The organism is Pseudomonas sp. PvP027 (genome assembly GCF_017833005.1).
In the GTDB taxonomy this organism is placed as follows: Bacteria; Pseudomonadota; Gammaproteobacteria; order Pseudomonadales; family Pseudomonadaceae; genus Aquipseudomonas; species Aquipseudomonas congelans.
Map to the genome: position 1 here is coordinate 5,395,882 of NZ_JAFIBK010000001.1, position 19,119 is coordinate 5,415,000.

General features: G+C 60.1%; 16 protein-coding genes. 2 read left to right on the forward strand and 14 right to left on the reverse strand.

Annotated features, from left to right (window positions below):
* The 13 genes from ssuE to JOE33_RS23590 form a co-directional block, all read right to left on the reverse strand.
* The gene (ssuE, locus tag JOE33_RS23530; RefSeq protein WP_010434956.1) at positions 1-582 is read right to left on the reverse strand and encodes an NADPH-dependent FMN reductase; all 582 of its coding nucleotides are present in this window, start codon (positions 580-582) and stop codon (positions 1-3) included.
* A gap of 250 nt (positions 583-832) precedes the next feature.
* Positions 833-1,921, reverse strand: coding sequence for a polysaccharide biosynthesis/export family protein (locus tag JOE33_RS23535; protein WP_096103342.1), 1,089 nt, complete (start codon positions 1,919-1,921; stop codon positions 833-835).
* Positions 1,922-2,001: 80 nt separating this feature from the next.
* Positions 2,002-3,411 carry an undecaprenyl-phosphate glucose phosphotransferase gene (locus JOE33_RS23540; protein ID WP_187625384.1) on the reverse strand — a complete coding sequence of 470 codons (1,410 nt, stop codon included), beginning with the start codon at positions 3,409-3,411 and terminating at the stop codon, positions 2,002-2,004.
* 13 nt (positions 3,412-3,424) lie between these two features.
* Complete coding sequence (locus tag JOE33_RS23545; protein ID WP_122694414.1) at positions 3,425-4,654, reverse strand: glycosyltransferase family 4 protein; 1,230 nt, start codon at positions 4,652-4,654, stop codon at positions 3,425-3,427.
* A gap of 73 nt (positions 4,655-4,727) precedes the next feature.
* Positions 4,728-5,843: a glycosyltransferase family 1 protein gene (locus JOE33_RS23550; RefSeq protein ID WP_187625383.1), complete on the reverse strand. Its 1,116-nt coding sequence runs from the start codon at positions 5,841-5,843 to the stop codon at positions 4,728-4,730.
* 90 nt (positions 5,844-5,933) lie between these two features.
* Complete coding sequence (locus tag JOE33_RS23555; RefSeq protein ID WP_187625382.1) at positions 5,934-7,139, reverse strand: glycosyltransferase family 4 protein; 1,206 nt, start codon at positions 7,137-7,139, stop codon at positions 5,934-5,936.
* Positions 7,136-8,137 carry a glycosyltransferase gene (locus JOE33_RS23560; RefSeq protein ID WP_010434948.1) on the reverse strand — a complete coding sequence of 334 codons (1,002 nt, stop codon included), beginning with the start codon at positions 8,135-8,137 and terminating at the stop codon, positions 7,136-7,138. Before JOE33_RS23560 ends, JOE33_RS23555 begins: the two co-directional genes overlap by 4 nt.
* Before the next feature lie 84 nt (positions 8,138-8,221).
* Positions 8,222-8,734: a transcription/translation regulatory transformer protein RfaH gene (gene rfaH, locus JOE33_RS23565; protein WP_010434947.1), complete on the reverse strand. Its 513-nt coding sequence runs from the start codon at positions 8,732-8,734 to the stop codon at positions 8,222-8,224.
* 51 nt (positions 8,735-8,785) lie between these two features.
* On the reverse strand, positions 8,786-10,993 hold the full coding sequence (locus JOE33_RS23570; RefSeq protein ID WP_187625381.1) for a polysaccharide biosynthesis tyrosine autokinase: 2,208 nt from the start codon (positions 10,991-10,993) through the stop codon (positions 8,786-8,788).
* The gene (locus JOE33_RS23575) at positions 10,994-11,446 is read right to left on the reverse strand and encodes a low molecular weight protein-tyrosine-phosphatase (protein ID WP_032611513.1); all 453 of its coding nucleotides are present in this window, start codon (positions 11,444-11,446) and stop codon (positions 10,994-10,996) included.
* Positions 11,436-12,371, reverse strand: a complete 936-nt coding sequence (locus tag JOE33_RS23580; RefSeq protein WP_032611510.1) for a glycosyltransferase family A protein — start codon at positions 12,369-12,371, stop codon at positions 11,436-11,438. The genes JOE33_RS23575 and JOE33_RS23580 overlap by 11 nt, the downstream gene beginning before the upstream one ends.
* A 3-nt stretch (positions 12,372-12,374) precedes the next feature.
* A complete protein-coding gene (locus JOE33_RS23585) occupies positions 12,375-13,889 on the reverse strand; it encodes an oligosaccharide flippase family protein (protein ID WP_187625432.1) in 1,515 nt (504 codons plus the stop codon).
* Positions 13,890-13,894: 5 nt separating this feature from the next.
* Positions 13,895-15,016, reverse strand: a complete 1,122-nt coding sequence (locus JOE33_RS23590; protein WP_187625380.1) for a DegT/DnrJ/EryC1/StrS family aminotransferase — start codon at positions 15,014-15,016, stop codon at positions 13,895-13,897.
* A gap of 665 nt (positions 15,017-15,681) precedes the next feature.
* On the opposite strand from JOE33_RS23590, the gene JOE33_RS23595 reads away from it, so the two are divergent.
* Together JOE33_RS23595 and JOE33_RS23600 are read left to right on the forward strand one after the other, a co-directional pair.
* Positions 15,682-16,875, forward strand: coding sequence for an aminotransferase class V-fold PLP-dependent enzyme (locus JOE33_RS23595; RefSeq protein WP_187625379.1), 1,194 nt, complete (start codon positions 15,682-15,684; stop codon positions 16,873-16,875).
* 55 nt (positions 16,876-16,930) lie between these two features.
* On the forward strand, positions 16,931-18,739 hold the full coding sequence (locus JOE33_RS23600; RefSeq protein WP_187625378.1) for an aminopeptidase P family protein: 1,809 nt from the start codon (positions 16,931-16,933) through the stop codon (positions 18,737-18,739).
* Positions 18,740-18,762: 23 nt separating this feature from the next.
* Here JOE33_RS23600 and JOE33_RS23605 read toward each other — a convergent pair whose 3' ends face one another.
* Positions 18,763-19,077, reverse strand: a complete 315-nt coding sequence (locus tag JOE33_RS23605) for a hypothetical protein (RefSeq protein ID WP_187625377.1) — start codon at positions 19,075-19,077, stop codon at positions 18,763-18,765.
* Positions 19,078-19,119 lie beyond the last annotated feature (42 nt).

The window sequence follows — 19,119 nt, forward strand, 5'->3', positions numbered from 1 at the left end:
CTACAACGCCAGTTGCAAATGCCCGCCAGCCTGCTTGTGACGCGCCTGCAAGCGGCGTTGCAGACCGTGGTGGAAATGTTCCAGCCCTTCATGCAGACGCTCGGTGAGGATTTCGTCCAGCGTACCGCCCTGTTCGTTGTCGTCGTAGCTGACTTGGGTATCGATGGCGAAGATGCCGTGCAGCACTTCCTGTGATTTGAGCGCCGACAGCACCGGTTTGAGCGCGTAATCCACGGCCAGCATGTGCGCGATACTGCCGCCGGTGGCCAGTGGCAAGACCACTTTGCCATGCAGCGCGCGCTCGGGCAGCAAGTCGAGCAGGGTTTTCAGTGCACCTGAAAATGATGCCTTGTACACCGGCGTACCGATCAGCAGGCCATCGGCCTGACTGACCGCTTCGATCAATTCCAGTACCTGCGGACTGTCGAAGCGGGCGAAAAGCAGGTCCTCGGCATTGAAGTCGCGTATGCGCAATGTGGTGACTTCAACGCCGTGACTCTGCAGCCAGCGGCTGGCGTGGGCCAGCACAACGCCGGAACGGGATCTGGGGGAGGGACTGCCTGAAAGTGAAACGACGCGCATGTGGGATGTCCTTGCGATAAGCGTAAATCTGCAAAGCAGCTTATGTGCCAGCCTTCTTGTGCGTCTGGCTATGGCCCGCAGCCATTGGCTCTGCGTGTGTTGCGTGCCGCGAGAGCGGGATCGTCGCGCTGATGCAAAACCCGTCAACTGTTGAACAGCTGTTGCTCTGGCAACAGTCTGGCGTTGTGCGACGGGCAAAAAAAATCCCTGCACAACCGCGTGCAGGGAGATTGGAGAACCGCCGTCTGGGTCAGTTGCGAAAGGCCGCACCGGTCTGTATCACACTGGCCGAGCCGAGCAACTGGCTGATGAAACGGCTCCAGCGGGTGATATCGGCCGGGCCGACGAACACCACATCCTGCGCCTTGAGTTCGAACTGCCCCGCCAGCAGGTAAGCGGTGGGCTTTTTGGCGTTGAGGTGGTAGACGGTAGAGGGCGCCTGGGCAAAGTTTTCCGCACCGCGTATGACGTACACCGCATCGCCGTCTGCGCTGTCCGGGCTGAGTCCGCCGGAATTTCCCAACGCCTCGAGCAGCGTCAGGCGAGTGGTGCCGAACGAGATCACCTGAGGGTTACGGACCTCGCCCAGCACGTAGATCTTGTTTCGCGAATTGCTGTTGAGGTGCAGGTAATCGCCGTCCTTCAGGAAGATCCGGCTCAGTTGCGAGTCCCGGCGATTCAGCGAGTCGATGTCGATCAGGTAATCCTTGCCCTCCCGGCGCAAGGTCAGCCCGGCCAGGTTGGCATCGGTCAGGTCGACGCCGGCGACACTCACCGCCTGCACCAGGCTCAACGGAATGTTGGTAATCGGTTGCGGGCCGGGGACCTTGAAGGAACCGGACAGCAGTATTCGCTGGCTGTTGTAGCGCAGCACTTTGACGTCGACCTTGACCTCGGTGTACTGCGGCGCCAGGCCCATGCGCAACTGCTCACGAACCTCGCTGACCGTTCTGCCACTCGCGCGGATTCTGCCTACATAGGGGAAGTAGAGCGTGCCGTCGTTGAGCACTTCCCGGGTGTTGGCATCCAGCTGGTCCTGTGAGCCGGGCGCGGTCAGTTCCGGGTGTTCGAATACGGTAACCAGCAAGGTATCGCCAGCACCGATCACGTATTCCGGTGTCCTGTAGTCCAGCAGCGCCTGGGGCAGGGCCTTGGCCTCTGCAGTGGCGCGCAGTTGCTGTTGCTGCAGGGTTTTCGGGGTGACTTCGATCAACTGTGCCCGGGGTTCGTCCGGCGTGTCGAGGGTGACGTCATCCGGTGTCATATGTTGCCCCGGCGCGAACGCACAGCCTTGCAGCGCCAGGCTGGCCAGCAGTAACGCAGTAAAGCTTCGATTCATGACGTTTTTCCTTTCATGGCATTGCTCCTTTCTCGTTGCGTACCGAGGGTGTTCGGTGGGTGCTCAGGTCAGCGCCGGCATCAGAAGGCGTTCTTGTTGACGAACCCCTTGAGCAGCGTCAGCAGAATGATTTTCAGGTCCAGCCAGAGCGACCAGTGCTCGATGTATTCCAGGTCGAATTCGACGCGCATGCGCATCTTGTCCAGCGTGTCGGTTTCGCCGCGCCAGCCGTTGATCTGCGCCCAGCCGGTGATGCCGGGCTTGACCTTGTGGCGCAACATGTAGCCGCTGACCTGCCCGCGGTACTGCTCGTTATGGGCAATGGCATGGGGGCGTGGGCCGACGATGGACATGTCGCCGTGCAGCACATTGAAAAACTGCGGCAGTTCATCCAGCGACGTCCGGCGCAAAAAGCGCCCGAGCGGCGTTACCCGCGGGTCGTTGCGTGTCGCCTGAAGCACCACGTCGGTGTTTTCCTGGACGCTCATGCTGCGGAACTTCCAGACCATGATCGAGCGGCCGTCCAGCCCGTAGCGGCGCTGGCGGAACAGCACCGGGCCGGCCGAGGTGAGCTTGATGGCTGCCGCGATGGTCAGCAGCGGCACAGCGATCAGCAACAGGATCAGGCTCGACAGCACGATGTCTTCGGCACGTTTGGCCAGGCTCCAGGCACCGTCCATGGGCGAGTCGAAAATGCTGATACTGGCCAGGCCGTTGATGCTTTCACTGCGCGCATGCAGCAGGTCGAACATGAACACATCCGGAATCAGATATACCGAGGCGGTGGTGTCGCTCAGGCCGCTGATCAACTCGCGCAGTTGCGGTTCGGCGCTGAAGGCGAGGGTTATGTACACCTTGTCGATCCGGCCTGCGCGGGCATCTTCGATCAACTGCTGCAGGTCACCCAGTACTGGCGGGCGGCGCTTGTGTGCCTGCAGATTCATCTGCTGCGGGTGCCCGTCGTAAAAACCGAGCAGGATCAGGCCCATCCAGGGCGCAAGGGCGATGGACCGGGCCAGCCGCTCGCCGACCTGGCCGGTGCCGACGATGGCCACCCGACGCGTGTTGAAGCCACGCCGACGCAACGTGTGCAGGGTCAGACGGATCAGCAGCCGGTAGCCGCAGAGCACGGCGAGTGCCAGCGCGAACCAGCTCATCTGGCCGTTATCGGGCAATTGCGTCTGGTTGAGCAGCAGGCTGTTCAGCGACAGCAGGGTGATGAAGGTCATCGCCCAGTAACTGAAGACCTTGGTCAGCTCGCGCAGGATGCGCTCGCCACGCCATGAGCCATACAGCTGGTGATACTCGCTGACCCAGTGAAAGACCAGCACCGCGAGGAAAATGTGCGACCAGGCTTCCGTGCTGCCGGTGACCGTCAGCCCGGTTTGCCAGTACCCGATCAGCACGATGACGGTCAGGTCCAGCAAGCGATGGGCGAGCGAAAGCGCTGACTGATGGGCACGCAGAATGCCGCGGACTGAAGTACGCATTGGGAGGGCTCGCTCAGACGGTTTTCAGGGAGACGACACGGCCTGGCAGTTCGCTGCCTGCCTCCGGCGATGCTTGAACGACCCATTGCGACTGAGGCGGGCGCGCAATATGAGCCCTGTGCGAGATGGCCAGGCGGTCCTCGACGAAGGCTTTGATCTCCTGCTCGAAGCGCGCGACCGAAAACCGCTCGGCATTGGCCCGGCAGGCCTCGGGAGAGATGCGCGATTGCGCCGCTTCGAATTCGCCGATGGCGGCGCTCAGTGACGCGACCGTTTGCTGTCGGTAGAACACGCCGGTCGGCTGCGGGTGATCCAGGCCGCGCACGGTCTCCATGACGCCGCCCTTGGCGAAGGCGATGACCGGCGCGCCGCAGGCCTGGGCCTCGACCGGGCTGATGCCGAAATCCTCCTCGGCAGCGAAGACAAACGCCCTGGCGCTGCGCATGTGCTCCAGCAGCACGCTGCCTGGCTGAAAACCCAGCAGCGTCACGTTGCTCACCTGGCTGGCAATGGCCTGCGCCTTGGCCAGGTCCGGCCCGTCGCCAATCATGATCAGGCGTTTGTCAGGCATCGCGGCGAAGGCTTCGACGATCATCGGCATGCGTTTGTAAGGCACCATCCGCGAGGCGCTGAGGTAGAAGTCTCCGCGCGCGCCTTGGGCGGTGAAGCCGAGCGTGTCCACTGGCGGGTAGATGACGGTGGAGTCGCGCCGATAAGCCTTGGTGATGCGCGCTCCGATAAACCCGGAATTGGCAATGAAGGCATCCACGCCGGTCGATGTGCGTTGGTCCCACAGGCGAATGTAATGCAGGATCAGGCGCGCCAGACCACTCTTGATGCCCTTGCTCAGCCCTGACTCCTGAAGGTACTGATGCTGCAAGTCCCAGGCATAGCGGATCGGCGAGTGCACATAGCTGATGTGCAATTGGTCCGGGCCGCACAGCACGCCCTTGGCCACCGCGTGGCTGCTGCTGATGATCAGGTCATAACCGGACAGATCCAGTTGCTCGATGGCCAGCGGCATCAGCGGCAGGTAGCGCGAGTAGTGTTTGCGGGCGCCGGGCAGCTTCTGGATGAACGTCGTTCTGGCGACCTTGCCATGCAGGTATGCGCGGTCCTGATCGCTGAGGAAGTCGATGACCGCAAACAGGTCCGCAGCGGGCCAGACGTTGATCAGTGACGCGAGCACGCGCTCGGCACCGGCGTAGCTCACCAGCCAGTCGTGGACGATAGCGATTCTCATGGGCGTTCCTTGCTGTAATGGCCCGCGCTACTGCGGACGCGACGGCGCGCATCCTGGCGTTGCTGTTGTGGATTCAGGATTTGCCGGTGGACGATTCGGCGGTAACGTCCAGTCTGCTTTGCGCCTCTGGGCCGGACGCCAGCAACGTATCGATGCGCTGGGACAGGCGTTGCGCGGAAAGCTCCCAGGAAAAGCGCTGGACGTTTTGCAGACCTTGGACACGAAGTGCCTTGCGCAAGGGCGCGTCCAGCAGAATGCGCTGCATGGCTGCGGCCATGTGGCTGACATCCAGTGGGTCGAAATACAGTGCACTGGCCTGCAGAACTTCAGGGATCGATGCAGCGTTGGCCGCCAGCACCGGGCAGCCGCAAGCCTGGGCTTCGAGCGGCGGGATGCCGAAGCCCTCGTAAAGCGAAGGGAATACGAAGGCGGTAGCGCCCTGGTATTGCGTGATCAGTTCAGCATCACTGAGGCGACCCAGAAAACGGATACGCGGATCACGGCAGGCGAGGTGCTGCAGGTTCGGATCGGCGAACAACCCGCTGGCTGCGCCGACAATATGCAACTGCAGATCCGTGTGGCCACGCAGGCTGAGAAAGGCTTGAATCATGCGTCTGAAATTCTTGTGCACGGCCGGCGAGGAAACGGCCAGCAGGTATTTAGGCTGATCGACGTTCGTCGGACCCGGTATGAAATCGTCGCTGACCGCAGCCGGTAAGACGAGCACCTTGTCTTCGGCGTAGCCATAGAACGAGGATATTTCTTTGCGCGAGAAGTGGCTGCCGGTGATCAGTGTTCTGGCGCGTGACAGCAGGATCGGGGTGATGGTCCGATAGGCCAGCCGGAACAGCCGGGTGTAGCTTTGCGGGTAGCGCACATAGTTGATGTCGTGGTGAGTCGCAATCTGGTTGCCATACAGCATGGGCCCTGTGTTACTGATCGAGATCAGCAGCGGACTGCCACGACGCTTCAGGTACAGCGGCAGATCGATCTGTTCCCACGCATGCCCGGTGCAGCGCCCGATGCAGTGCGCCTCCAGTGCGCTGGCGCAGTCATGCAGTCTGATATTGCGCGGGGCAACGAATACCAGATCGTCGCGCAGTCGTTTCAGCGCTCTGCACATCTGCTCTGCGTAGCGCTGTACGCCACTGATGTCCTGGGTAAGGAACCGTGCATTGATGAAAATCATCTTGAGCATCCTGCTGATGAAGGTGAGCGGGCGGGTGCCACACCGTGTCCGTGATGTCGTCAAAGGGGGCGATTGCGCCCGTGCGCCGTGCTACGTGCTGAGGTCCTGCAAGGTCTGGGCGAAGATGCTTTCGTACTGGTCCAGCATCAGGTCCAGGTTCATCAACGACGCGACGCTGTTGCGCGCCTGGCTGCCGAGGCGTGCCAGCAGTTCGGGCTGCTGATGCAGCCTGAGCATCGCCAGCCCCAGTGAGTCCGGGTCATCGGGGCTGCACAGCAAGCCGTTGAGCGGTTCCTGAATGATTTCCGTCAGCCCGCCCATGCGGCTGGCGATGACCGGCAGCGAATGCGCGCAGGCCTCGACCGCGACCATGCCGAACGGCTCATTCCACAGGGAAGGCACAATCGCCACGTCGATCTGGCGGTAGAAATGTTCGGGTCTCTGAAAACCGACGAAGCTGATGTCGGGGGATGTGACCATGGCCCTGAAGCGCTTTTCATCGGATGGCTGTCCGCGCCCGGCAATCTGCAGGGTGGCTTTGAACGGCAGATGCTGGAACTGATCGATCAGCCACTCCAGCCCCTTGTTGGTCGACAGTGTGCCCAGGTAACCGAAGCGCAACGGCGCGGTATCGACAGGTGCTCTTGGCTGCTCGCGACTCGCTGGCGTAAACGGGCTGGCGTTATGCACCACATACCCTCTGGCGTTCTTGAAGTAACCCTGCGCCTGCAGTGTGTCGAGCATGAAGCGGCTGACACCGACCACAGCGCCGACCTGTTCCGACTGTTGTGCATGATGGCTGCGCAACCGTGTGCACGTGGTGCAGCGGCGCTTACAGCTTTTGCCCTTGCTGAACATCGTGCTTGCCGGGCAGAGCAGGTAGAAGTCATGCAGGACCTGCACGATCGGGCAATCAGCCTGAGTGATCTGGTCCCATGCCGAGACCGACCAGCCCGTCAGGTTATGGCACACCACCAGTTCCGGTTGCTCCAGCTTCATCACACGCTCTACGTACTCGCGCATGTCTGCGTTGTAGCGATCACGCCAGTGCCAGGCAAACCGCGTCAGACGGCCTGGGCGCTGGGCCATGAAGTGCCAATAGCAGTTGAGCAGGCCGGCCCGATAGACCTTCACCCGATTGACCTCCGCCAGTTGCAAGCCAGGCCGGTCGGTGGTGGCCAGTACCGCGACGCTGTGCCCACGCTGCTGCAGACCCTCGACGGTACGTTGCAGAATGATTTCTGCGCCGCCACCGATATCGGGTGCGTAGAGGCTGTTGATGAACAGGATTCTCATAGTGGGTAGGCCTTGTTCAGGCCCAGCCTGCCGGCCTCGCCCTCGCGAATGGCGTCGTTGAGCAGGTCCAGACGCAGGGCCGCGCCATAGCGCCAGGCATACAGGTTCAGCAGGCAGAGAAAGACCCGGCGGTTGAGTCGATAGCTGAGTGTGGAGGCTGCCCAGACATGCTTGTCGAACCAGGCCTGATTGCGTGCTGCGTAGTAGGCGCGCAGATCCGATCCGCCCAGCAGGTAGCTTTCATAGACATTGCGCGTACGTGCCTTGATGTTCCAGGAATCTTCCAGATCATCCAGCCGCGCGTCGGGCACCAGAAACAGCTTTCCGCCACCGTCGGTGATGCGCCAGGTGTATTCGCTGTCATCGCTGTACAGCTTGAGAGCATCCAGTGGCAGGCCGATCTTTTCGTAAAGGCTGCGATGGGCAAGCAGCCCCCCGTAGGTGGCAAAGGGCAGTTGCACGCGTTCCGGCATCAGCCGGGCCGCATCTGGCTGTCCCCAGGGCAGGCGTCGCCAGATCTTGTACGGCAACTGGGCGATGTGAAAGCCGAAGAAACTCGAGCGTCGCTGAATCGCGTATTGCAGCGGTACACCTGCGGCTATATCGGCTTGATGCGTGGGGCGAAAGCCGAGCACCGCGCAGTTGTCCTGGCCGTCGATGACTTGCCGTTCACGCAAGGACCGATGCAATACCTCGATGGCGTGCGCGGTCGGCGCGTTGTCGTCGTCCATCAGCCAGATGCACTCGTCTCCGGCCTGCAGCGCGGCGTTGATGCCCACCGAGTAGCCATTGGCCGAACCGGTGTTGTGCGATAGCCAGATCACTTGAACCTGATCGGGCCACTCGTCGCACAGCGCATGCAGCGGCGCGACGGAGGCATTGCTGACAACGATCACACGGCCGATCAGCGGACTCTCCAGCGAGCGACTGATCAGGGTGTGCAGATAGCTGAAACGGTCACCATAGGTGAGCGTCACCAGGGTGGTCTGGCGCGGCATGGTGCGGTTCCAAGGCGGGTGAGACAGGCGTGCGACGCATGTTTTCAGGACGCGTCGAGCGGCAGATTGCGGCGGGTTCCAGCGCTAGGCGCTGGCCTCGATTAGCGACAGGCTGCTGATCGGCAGCACCACTTTTTGCTGACGCTGCAACATATTGAGCAGGATCACTGCGCGCTGCGTACCGTCCTCGCTCAGAAAGATGGCCTCGACGTCACCCCAGCTGGCATGCGTAATCAGCACCGCGTCCCCTCGGGCAAACTGTGTTTTCGGCGCTGGTGTGGCCAGTCGCTGGCGGATCTGCTCGATCAGATGATCGCGAACCGGCACCGGGTGACCGCCAAAGGTCACGATGCGCGAGACTCCGCGGGTGGAGCGGATCGGGTACCAGTTGTCCTGCACCTGATCCATGTGAATGAACAGGTAACCGGGGAACAAGGGCTCGTCGGCCTGACCCCGGATGCCGGTTTTTTTTGCATCGGCCTGTAGCGGTCGATAGCACTCAAACTGCTGACGCCGCAAATGCTCTTCGGCGCGGGCTTCCTGCCGCGGTTTGGTCTGGATCAGGTACCAGCGGACATCCTGTTCGGAGCGGGACATGGTTAATTCCTTTTAATGAAACGGCTCGGTCAGCGGCAAGCAGCGCCCCGTCTATCGGGGCGCGGGGTGGTAGTTGTAGCCATAGGCGGCGCAGTCGTAGTCGGACGTCGTAGCCTTGCGCACCACCGCGTTGAAAATGGCGCCCTTTATCAGGATGCCGTTCTGCCCCAAACGGCGTTTGCAGGCTTCGATTTCCTGGACGGTGGTCATGCCAAAGCGCGCCACCAGCAGGCAAGTGCCCGCCTGACGACCCACCAGCGTCGCGTCGGTCACGGCCAGAATGGGCGGGGTGTCAATCAGAATCAGGTCATACAGCGGCGACAGTTCGGCAAGCATCTTGTTGAAGTTGTCATGCATCAGCAGTTCCGAGGGGTTGGGCGCGGCGAAACCACAGGAGATGAAATCCAGATGCCGGACACGCGTGGCGTTGATGACCTCGGTGCAACGCAGACGCGCCGCCAATGCGTCGGACAGCCCGTGTTTGGGTTGCAGACCGAAGAGGCGATGCAGGTAGCCTTTGCGCATGTCGGCATCGATCAGCAGGACCCGCTTGCCGGTCTGGGCAATGATGGTCGCCAGATTGCTCGATACAAACGACTTGCCGGCTCCCGGTGTCGGGCTGGATATCATCAGCACGTTGTTGCGTGCTTCAAGCATGGCGAAGTGCAGACTCGTACGCAGGCTGCGCAATGATTCGATCGCCAGCTCGGCGGGCGCGGCAATGCTCAGCAACTTCGAGTCCTTGCCGGCAGGGTCGCGCTTGTCCAGATGCTCCTGTTGACGCGAGTGGGGCAGCGACGCATAGACCGGCATACCCAGGTTTTCAATGACCTCGGCGCTTTCGACGCCGCGATAGAACGCCTGGCGCACGAAAACGATGGTCATTGCGACCAGTGCGCCGAATAGCGTGGCAATCAGCACGATCAGCGTCTTCATCGGTTTGACGGGTCTTTCGACATTGGTGTCCGCGTTGTCGATGACCCGGACATTGCCGATGTTGCCGGCGCGCAGAATGTCCTGCTCCTGGCTTTTGTTGAGCATCAGTGTGTAGGTCTGGCTGATGACCTGCATATCGCGGGTCAGACGCAACAATTCCTGCTGGGTCATGGGCAGCGCATCGATTTTCTTCAGCAGGCCCTGTTTCTGTTGTTCCAGCTGGTTCATCTGGCTCATCAGGCTGCGATAGGTCGGGTGCTCTCGGGTATAAAGCCGCTCCAGTTCGACGCGCTTGAGCTTTAGTTCGGAAAGCATCGATTCGAGACTGACCACCTGATCAAGCACCCCCTTGGTCTCGATACTCAGGTCCACCGATCGGGCACTGGTCTGGAATGTGTTCAGCGCGGTTTCCGATTCCTCCAGCTGCTTGCGCACGGCCGGTAACTGCGAACGCAAAAACTGCAGTCGCTGGGCGGCTTCGGCCGAACTGCGCTCGACGTTCTGGCGTACATACAGATGGCTGACCTCATCGAGAATCCGGTTGGCCCGCTGTGCGTCCTGGTCCTCGATCGACAGGTAGATGATCCCGGAGTCTTTGCCGGCCTCTATGATTTTCAGGCGGTTTTGATAGAGCAGCGCGGTGCTGAGCGTGCGTTGTCTGGAGACAGTGAAATCGGTACCGGGCCGCGCCTGCAGCGTAGCGACCTGGATCTTGATCCCTTTGCCTTCGACGACGCGATTGACGGCACCGCCGAGCAGCAGATTGTGTTCGTTATCGTAGAGCGAGAACTGTCCCGGCTTGCCTGCGGTCAGGGTGAGCTTTTCACCCAGCAGGTGCTCCGGCACTTCCAGTTGGAACAGCTCTATTTTTTCGCCGCCCCACGCATAATGGGTCAGGCCGAACAAAGGCTGCGCCAGTTCACCGTCGCGTGCGGGCTTGAAGGTGCGATACAGATAAGGACCGATCACAGGGAAGAAGTCGGGCGTCTGGAGCGTACTGAGCTTCAGATCGTCGACGACCTTGCCCAACAGCGCGCGGGACTTGATCAGCTCGATCTCGGTGGTCGCCTGCGACACCGAGAGTGGCTTGGCGCTGACCTCGGGGGTACCCTCGATGCCGATTTTTCGCGGCTCTATCTGAATCATGGCGGTGGCCTGATAGACCGGCGTGGCCAGAATGGCATAGCCCAGGCCGATCAGAAAAAACAGGCTGACGGTCCACAGGATCAGGGCTTTGTGATCGAACAGCATCCGCAGGACGGTCGCCAGATCAATCCGGGGGTCCGGTTGGAAATTCAGGGGAGGATGGCTCATGACGGTCATTTATCCTGTTGCTCCTGATCGGAAATGGGGAAGCCAGTCTTCGATGCAGCGCGAGAGCTGCACGTAGGTCTGTTCGAAGGCTGACGCGGGCCGCCGGTAAGGGTCGGTGATGTCGAGCGGGTCTTGCCATTTACCGATCAGAAAGGCTTTGCCGCGTACCTCGGGGGCGAGGTCGAGAACGTCGGAAAAATGCGCCTGTTCCATCAACAGAATCAGATCGGCCTGGCGCAGCAGCTCGCGGCTCATCTGGCGAGCTGCATGCCGCTGAGGCTGCACCCGATGCGACTGCAGAACCGCGTGTGCCTCCGGGTCAATCGAAGAGCCCGACAAGGCGGCGATGCCTGCCGACTGAATACGCACCTGCGTATCCTTCAGGCGCTGATGCAGCATCGCGACGGCCATCGGGCTGCGGCAGATGTTGCCCACGCACAACACCAGCACACTACTGAACATGAGCTTTGCCAGTAGCCGGCCACAGGCGCCGGCGCAGATTGGCGAGCATGTTGCCCGCCACTTTCCACAACGTTTGCAGTTTGTGACGAGGGGCGAGTGCGGCCAGCGACAGGCACACCGTCTGCATCAGGAAATACTGGTAGAGCGGCTGATTGCCCAGGCGGTTGTAATAGTTGGCCAGGCTTGAGCAGGTCTGCAGGTTCATGTGCAACTTGCGTTTGTCACTGCGCATCGAGAACACCCCGCCAGGGTGCATTCGATAGGCGGCCGGCTTGATCCCGGGCATAAACTTGCCCTTGCCGTAGGCCCCGAGCAGCGACCACCAGCACATATCGTTCAGCGGTGCATTCCACAGGCTCAATTCGTGCGGCATCTGACTGAACATGTTGCGAAAGCAGACGGTCAGGGTCGACAGGCGTCTTGCCTGTTGCAACTCCAGCGCCGAGGCATCGGCGCGCAGATGACCTTGCAACTGCACGCCGTACTGACCGTGTTCATCGAAGACAAACGCGTCGTGATAGGTGATGACGTAATCCGGATGCGCTTCGAGAAAGTCCACTTGCAGCTGCAGTTTTCGCGGATCGGTCCAGTAATCGTCAGCTTCGCAGTAGGCGATGTAGCGACCGCGCGCTTCGCCAAACAGGCCGGGGACGCAAGCTCTGCCCTGACTGTACTGATTGATCTGCTGATAGAAGGGCCGAATGATCGTCGGGTGCCGCTCGGCGTAGTGCGCAATGATGCGCGCGGTAGCGTCTGTGGAGGCGTCGTCGTTGATCAGGATTTCGTACCTGAAATCGGTCTGTTGTGACAAAAGCCCGTCCAGCGCCTGAGCGATGAAGGCCTCCTGATTGTAGGCCGGGCATATGATGCTCAGCAGCGGCGGCGCCAGGCAGGTTTCGTCGGTATTCCTTACAGTGTCGTCCATGGCTCAAGTACTCGGTTTACTGAACAGAACATATAGTTTCGATGCCAGCGGCCGGTGACTCGTCGCCACCAGCATCAGGGTGACAAGCCCGCTGAGCGCGAGTGCCAGAAGCACGCTGCTACGGCTTTCACCGGCAATCAGATTGAATACCGGGGCGCTGACCATCAGGCCTGCAGCGGTCATCGCGCTGATACGCAGGATGTCGCTCAACCATTGGCGATGAAGACCGGGGGCCAGGTGTCGATGCACGATGACTGGCCATATCGCGAAGGACGTCGCACGCAGAAAAAACCACGCCAACGCCGCGCCGTACACGCCTTGGTAATGGATCGCGAGCACCATCACCGGCACGCTGACCAGCGTCGAAATCAGGCTGTACCACAGGTGCAAATGCATTCGGCCATAGGCGTATTGCAGATAGAACTGAAAGGCACTGGCGGCCATGATGGCGCTGCCCAGTGCGTACCAGCCGAGCACCGGGCGACTCCAGCGTGCGGCGACCGGATCGCCGGTCCAGGCGAGAATCAACGGCTCTGCATACAGGGCAATGACCGCCGCCAGGGGAAACAAAAAAGTACAGGCGAAGCGATTGGCGGCTAGGAACAAGGCGTGCATCTCGTCGCGCCGGCCCTCGGCCAGCAACACGGTCAGGCGCGGCAGTAGCGTCTGGACCAGCGGGTTGGTCAGCATCCCGATGCCGGTGGCGATCAATACCACCAGTGAGAAGTAGCCGTACTGGTCCAGCGGCAGCAGATTCGACAGAAGTGCCTTGTCCACCTGGGTCAGCACGATCCACAGCACAGCGCTCAGCGACAGGCTGGCGGCGAAGGGCAGGATCGGCTTGATCAATGGCCAGTCCAGGCCGGTCATCCAGTGCGGCGCAGGCATCTGCCCGCGGGCCTTGCCGGCAAACCACAGGGTTTCGATCAGCCCCACCGCGAGTTGAAATTCAAAGAAGTCCCGTGGGTCCCGGGAAAACTGACTGACCAGCACCAGGCCGCCGACGTAGCGCAACGTTGCGATCGACACATTGGCAGCGTTGAGCCAGCCATGCTGCTCAAGGCCCTGTATCGCGCTTTTGTACAGCGTCGAACACAGGCGCAGCGCAATGATGATGCCCATCAAGGTGATGCAATGCGTCAGGGTCTCGGGTTGCAGGGTATTTGCGTTCAGCCAGTTCGCGGCAATCCATGGGCTGGCGCTATAGACCAGCAGGGCGCTGAGCATTGCCATCGGCAGAAAGATCAGTTCGAACGAGCGCAACAGACTGCCCAGACGTTGTTTGCGTACAGGAGTGTCTCGCTCGTGCGCTACGGCACGCACCAGGCTGGGCGACAGACCGGCATCCAGCAATTGCAGCCAGGCCTGCAGCAGGGTGAAGAAACCGATCAGTCCATACGCTTCGGCACCCAGGTGGCCCAGATAGAACGGCATGATCAGAATTCCGATCAGCAGCACGTAAGCCTGCCCGCCGTAATTCAGGAGGGTGTTGCGGATGAGGGAGTATTTGCCTGGCATGATGGTCAGCAGACCCGTGCAACGGGGCAAGCCCGGTAGTCATTTTCAGTCTCGCTGCAAGCTGCGATCAGGGTGCGGATGACCAGGTCCTGTTCGCTTCTCAGCAGGCCTGGATAGATCGGCAGGCACAGCACTCGTTCGCTCAACGCTCTGGAGACCGGCTGGCCTGCTTGAGGCTGCAGATATTCAAGGGTATCCAGTGAGGGATAGAAGTAGCGGCGGGGGTTGATCTTGTGCTGGTTGAGTGCGATGCGCACGCTCAACAATTGTTGCTCGTCGCGCAGTGCCACAGGGTAATAACTGTTATTCCGCTGGCTCTCGGCCTGGAGCGTCTGCAGATCCAGGTAATCTTGCAGCGACAAGGTGTAGTGGTCGGCTATCTCCGCGCGTTGTTCGAGAATGTTGCCGATGTTGTCGAGAATGCACAGGCCCATGGCGGCGGAGAATTCGTTGAGCTTGGCATTGATGCCGATACCATCGATCCGGTCGACGCCGGAAATACCGAAGTTGCACATCAGATGGGCTTGTCTGGCCAGTTCGTCATCGTTAGTGATGATCGCGCCGCCTTCAATGGTGTGAAACAGCTTGGTGGCATGAAAACTCAAGGTGCTGATGTCGCCATGATTGAGCACCGACTGGCCTGCGTGACGCACGGCGAATGCGTGTGCGCCGTCATAGACGACCTTGAGCTTGTGTTCGCGGGCTATGCGCTGAATGTCTTGCACGTCACACGGATTGCCAAACACGTGGGTGGCGACGATCGCGGTGGTGTCTTCGGCAATACTGTTTTCGATGTGTTTCGGCGAGATGTTCCAGGTGTGCGCATCGATATCGGCAAAGATCGGGCGGATGCCTTCCCATTGCAGCGAGCTGCTGGTCGCGACAAAACTGAATGGCGTGGTCACCGCGCTGCCACTCAGCCCCAGCGCCCGATAGGCCACTTGCAGGGCCAGGGTGCCGTTGTTGGTCAGAATAATGTGCCTGACACCCAGGTAATCCTTGAGTCGTTCCGTCAGTTCCTCGGCCAGCGGACCGTGATTGGTCAGCCAGCCACGTGCGTAGATGCCTTCGACATAGCGTTTGAACTGATCGATATCACCCAGATACGTCTTGGTCACGTTAATCATCGAAGCCTCCATGTTTCTTTGAATCAGTGCGTTGCAAGCGGGTAACCGGGCATCTGTCGCTCACATCCATTGATTGCCGGGCACGCTACCGCCGAATCGGTCGATCCAGTGAGAGCGCTGTTTAAGCAGAATCAACGCGCAAGCGTCGTGTAAGTCGCATTGCAACAGGCAACGCTACCGCCACACCGAACGCATTCAGCATTTAAAAAAGGAAGTGAGAGTCAACAGACATCCGCCAGCGCTTGATAAGCGCTGTGGAAATAACTGACAGGGTGGGACAGGACAGCAGTCAACTTCGGCTGATTATTCCAACGCTATGCTCTGCGGCATTTGCGTAAAACCGGAATGTGCCTGACGGTCCTATATATCGGTGGCGGCAGGGTATCTGTCAAATTATTTCGTCAGGTTTCTGTTAGATTTTTGATAAATGGTAGAGGTAAGAATCTAACGTATTGATTTATAAGTGTGTCAAAAAAACACCATCTTTTGATGTGTATTTGATGACACAGCTGACCGGCGCTGTCGTGCGTCCGGAGAACGACAAATTTTACGGTAGCCCTTTTCTTTATATTCCATTCTTGTCTATATAAATTCTAATTGATAGTTTTTGGTTCTATCTGGTTTCGTGCATCATCCTCTTCATGGTCTGTGAACAAGGAGCGCGCATGAACGAGTCAGTGCTGTATTTGGATTACGCCGCCACCACGCCTGTGGACGAGCGTGTCATCAGGGTGATGGTCGATTGCTTGGGGGCATCAGGCAACTTCGGCAATCCTGCCTCCAGCTCCCATTCGTTCGGCCAAAAGGCCCGCCTTGCAGTGGAACTTGCCCGCGAGCAGGTCGCGTACCTGGTAGGTGCACAGGCGTCGCAGATCATCTGGACTTCCGGCGCGACCGAGTCCAGCAATCTGGCTCTAAAGGGCGTTGCTCAACAGCGCGCAAAGCGGCAGGCGACAATACCTGGAGGCGGTCCCGGTCATATCATCACCAGCCTGATCGAGCACAAGGCTACCCTCGACACCGCCCGTCAACTTGAGGAGGAGGGTGTCGAGGTCACTTGGCTGGCGCCGGACAGCGCGGGCCTGATCAGTGCCGATGCAGTCAGTGCAGCCTTGCGTGACGATACATTTCTGGTCTCGCTGATGCTGGTCAATAACGAACTGGGTACCGTCAACGACATCGCCGAAATCGGCAGGCGCGTACGTGGGCACGGGGCGCTGCTGCATGTCGACGCGGCGCAGGGCGCTGGCAAGTTGCCGATTGATCTCAGCCAGCTCGCGGTGGATTTGATGTCGCTCTCGGCACACAAGATTTACGGGCCCAAGGGCATTGGCGCTTTGTACGTGGGTCCGCGCGCGCAGCAGCGTGTTCTCGCCCAGATTCATGGGGGAGGGCACGAATGTGGCTTGCGCTCCGGGACACTGGCAACGCATCAGATCGCCGGAATGGGCGCGGCCTTTGCCCTGGCGGCAGAAGTGCTCGAAGGGGAGGTTGTTGAAATACAGCGGCTGAGCAATCTTCTTTGTAGGCGCCTGGCCGAGATTCCCGGGGTGTGTATCAACGGCAGTCCCACGCAGCGGATTGCCCATACACTCAGTTTTACATTCACTCATAACGATCTGGACGTCGCCGCGCTGGGTGAGCGTCTGGCCTTTTCGTCCACCTCCGCCTGCAACTCGGCGAAAAACCTGCCGTCGCATGTTCTGCTGGCCCTCGGGCTGAGCCCGCAGGCCGCGAGCCAGACCATACGCCTGAGCCTGGGGCGCTTCACTCGCGAGCAGGACATAGAGCGTGCGGTCGACTCGATTCGCACCTCTCTTGTTCAGCCCGCGTTCTGGGCTGTTGCTCAGGCTCGATGAGTGCCATTATCTGAACCGGTGAAAGCAGTCAATTTCCGGGTCAGCAGGAGAGTCAATGAGCACGCAATCCAATGCCAGTTCAGAAGTGGCAGAACGTTTGGCGCAAACCCGCGCCTTGATGAGCAGGGAGCGCATCGATGCCTATCTGGTGCCGTCAGCGGATCCGCACCTCTCCGAATACCTGCCCGGCTACTGGCAGGGGCGTCAGTGGCTGTCGGGTTTTCACGGCTCGGTCGGTACGCTGATCATCACCCAGGATTTTGCCGGCATATGGGCTGACAGCCGCTATTGGGAGCAGGCCACCAAGGAGCTTGCCGGCAGCGGCATCGAGCTGGTGAAACTGATGCCCGGCCAGCAAGGTCCACTCGAATGGCTGGCAGATGAAGCCAAGGCCGAGAGCGTGGTTGCCGTTGACGGGGCGGTTCTGGCCGTTGCTTCTTCGCGCACTTTGGCAAGCAGGCTCTACGAACGTGGTGCGCGGCTGCGGACCGACATCGACCTGCTAACCGAGCTGTGGCAGGACCGCCCCGCGTTGCCGTCTCACCCGATTTACGAGCATATGCCTCCCCAGGCTTCACTGGACCGTAGCGAAAAGCTCGCGCGGGTCCGGCAGATCATCGTCGAGCGAAAGGCTGACTGGCATTTCATTGCAACGCTGGACGACATCGCCTGGCTGTTCAATCTGCGTGGCGCGGACGTTTCCTACAATCCGGTGTTCATCGCGTTTGCCTTGATCGGTCCGCAAAACGTCACGCTGTTCGTGGACTCGAAGAAAGTACCGGACTCGGTACGTGCGCGCCTGGAGCGCGACGGTATCAACCTTATGGAGTACACGCAGATTGGCGCCGCCTTGCGCGAACTGCCGAAGGACGCGCGACTGCTGGTCGATCCGGCCCGGGTTACCTGTGGACTGCTCGATTACCTGGACAGTGAGGTCACGCTGGTAGAAGGGCTTAACCCGAGCACGTTGCTGAAATCGCAAAAAACCGAGACCGATACGGCTCATATCCGTCAGGCAATGGAACAGGACGGCGCGGCGCTCTGCGAGTTTTTCGCCTGGCTGGACAGTGCGCTGGGGCGAGAGCCTGTCAGCGAACTGACCATCGATGAAAAGCTCATGCAGGCACGCGAGCGACGTCCGGGTTATGTCTCGCCCAGCTTTGCCACCATTGCGGGTTTCAACGCCAATGGCGCGATGCCTCATTACCGCGCTACCGAGGCGGAGCATGCGCGGATAGAAGGTGATGGTTTACTACTGATCGATTCGGGCGGCCAGTACCTTGGCGGCACCACCGACATCACGCGGATGGTGGCGATCGGAACACCGAGTGTCGAACAGAAGCAGGACTGTACGCGCGTCCTCAAGGGTGTAATCGCACTGTCGCGTGCTCACTTTCCCAAAGGCATTCAGTCGCCGCTGCTGGACGCAATTGCCCGGGCGCCAATCTGGAGTGAGGGTGTCAATTATGGCCACGGCACCGGGCATGGCGTGGGGTATTTCCTGAATGTGCACGAGGGGCCGCAGGTCATTGCCTATCAGGCACCTGCAACGCCGCAGACAGCCATGCTGCCGGGCATGATCACGTCCATCGAGCCGGGTACGTACCGGCCTGGACGCTGGGGGGTGCGTATCGAAAATCTGGTGATCAACCAAGAAGCCGGCAAAACCGAGTTCGGCGAATTTCTGCGCTTTGAAACGCTCACGCTTTGCCCGATCGACACCCGTTGCATCGAGGTGTCGATGTTGAACGCAGAAGAGCGCACTTGGCTGAACGATTACCATGTTCAGGTGCTGACGCGGTTGAGCCCGCTGTTGCAGGGCACTGCGCTGTTGTGGCTGCAGGCCCGTACGATCCCTGTCTGATCAAGCCTTCCCGTTGCCGCAGGCTAGTCCTGCGGTAGCGGATCAGCCAGTGGTGCAGCTTTCCTGCAGACGATGATCATGCTGCGGCTGGTGTAGCCCGCCGGGTTCAGGCCGAACGGATAGTCTTCGGGCTCCTCGGTAGCATCGCCGGACTTCGCGATGACCTTGAATGTTCTCGAAGCGCAGGAGTTGGTAGCCAGCGCGTAGCATTTTGCCCAGGACGATGTGAGGCCTGAGCAGTTGATGTGGATGCCTCGCTTGCTTTGCGTGACGGGCTTGGATGTGGCTGCACAACCTGCCACAGCCAGTATGGCCAATACGACAAAAATGTATTTCATTCCTTTCCTTAGCGGGCCATTGCTGATCGCGATCCATCCGAT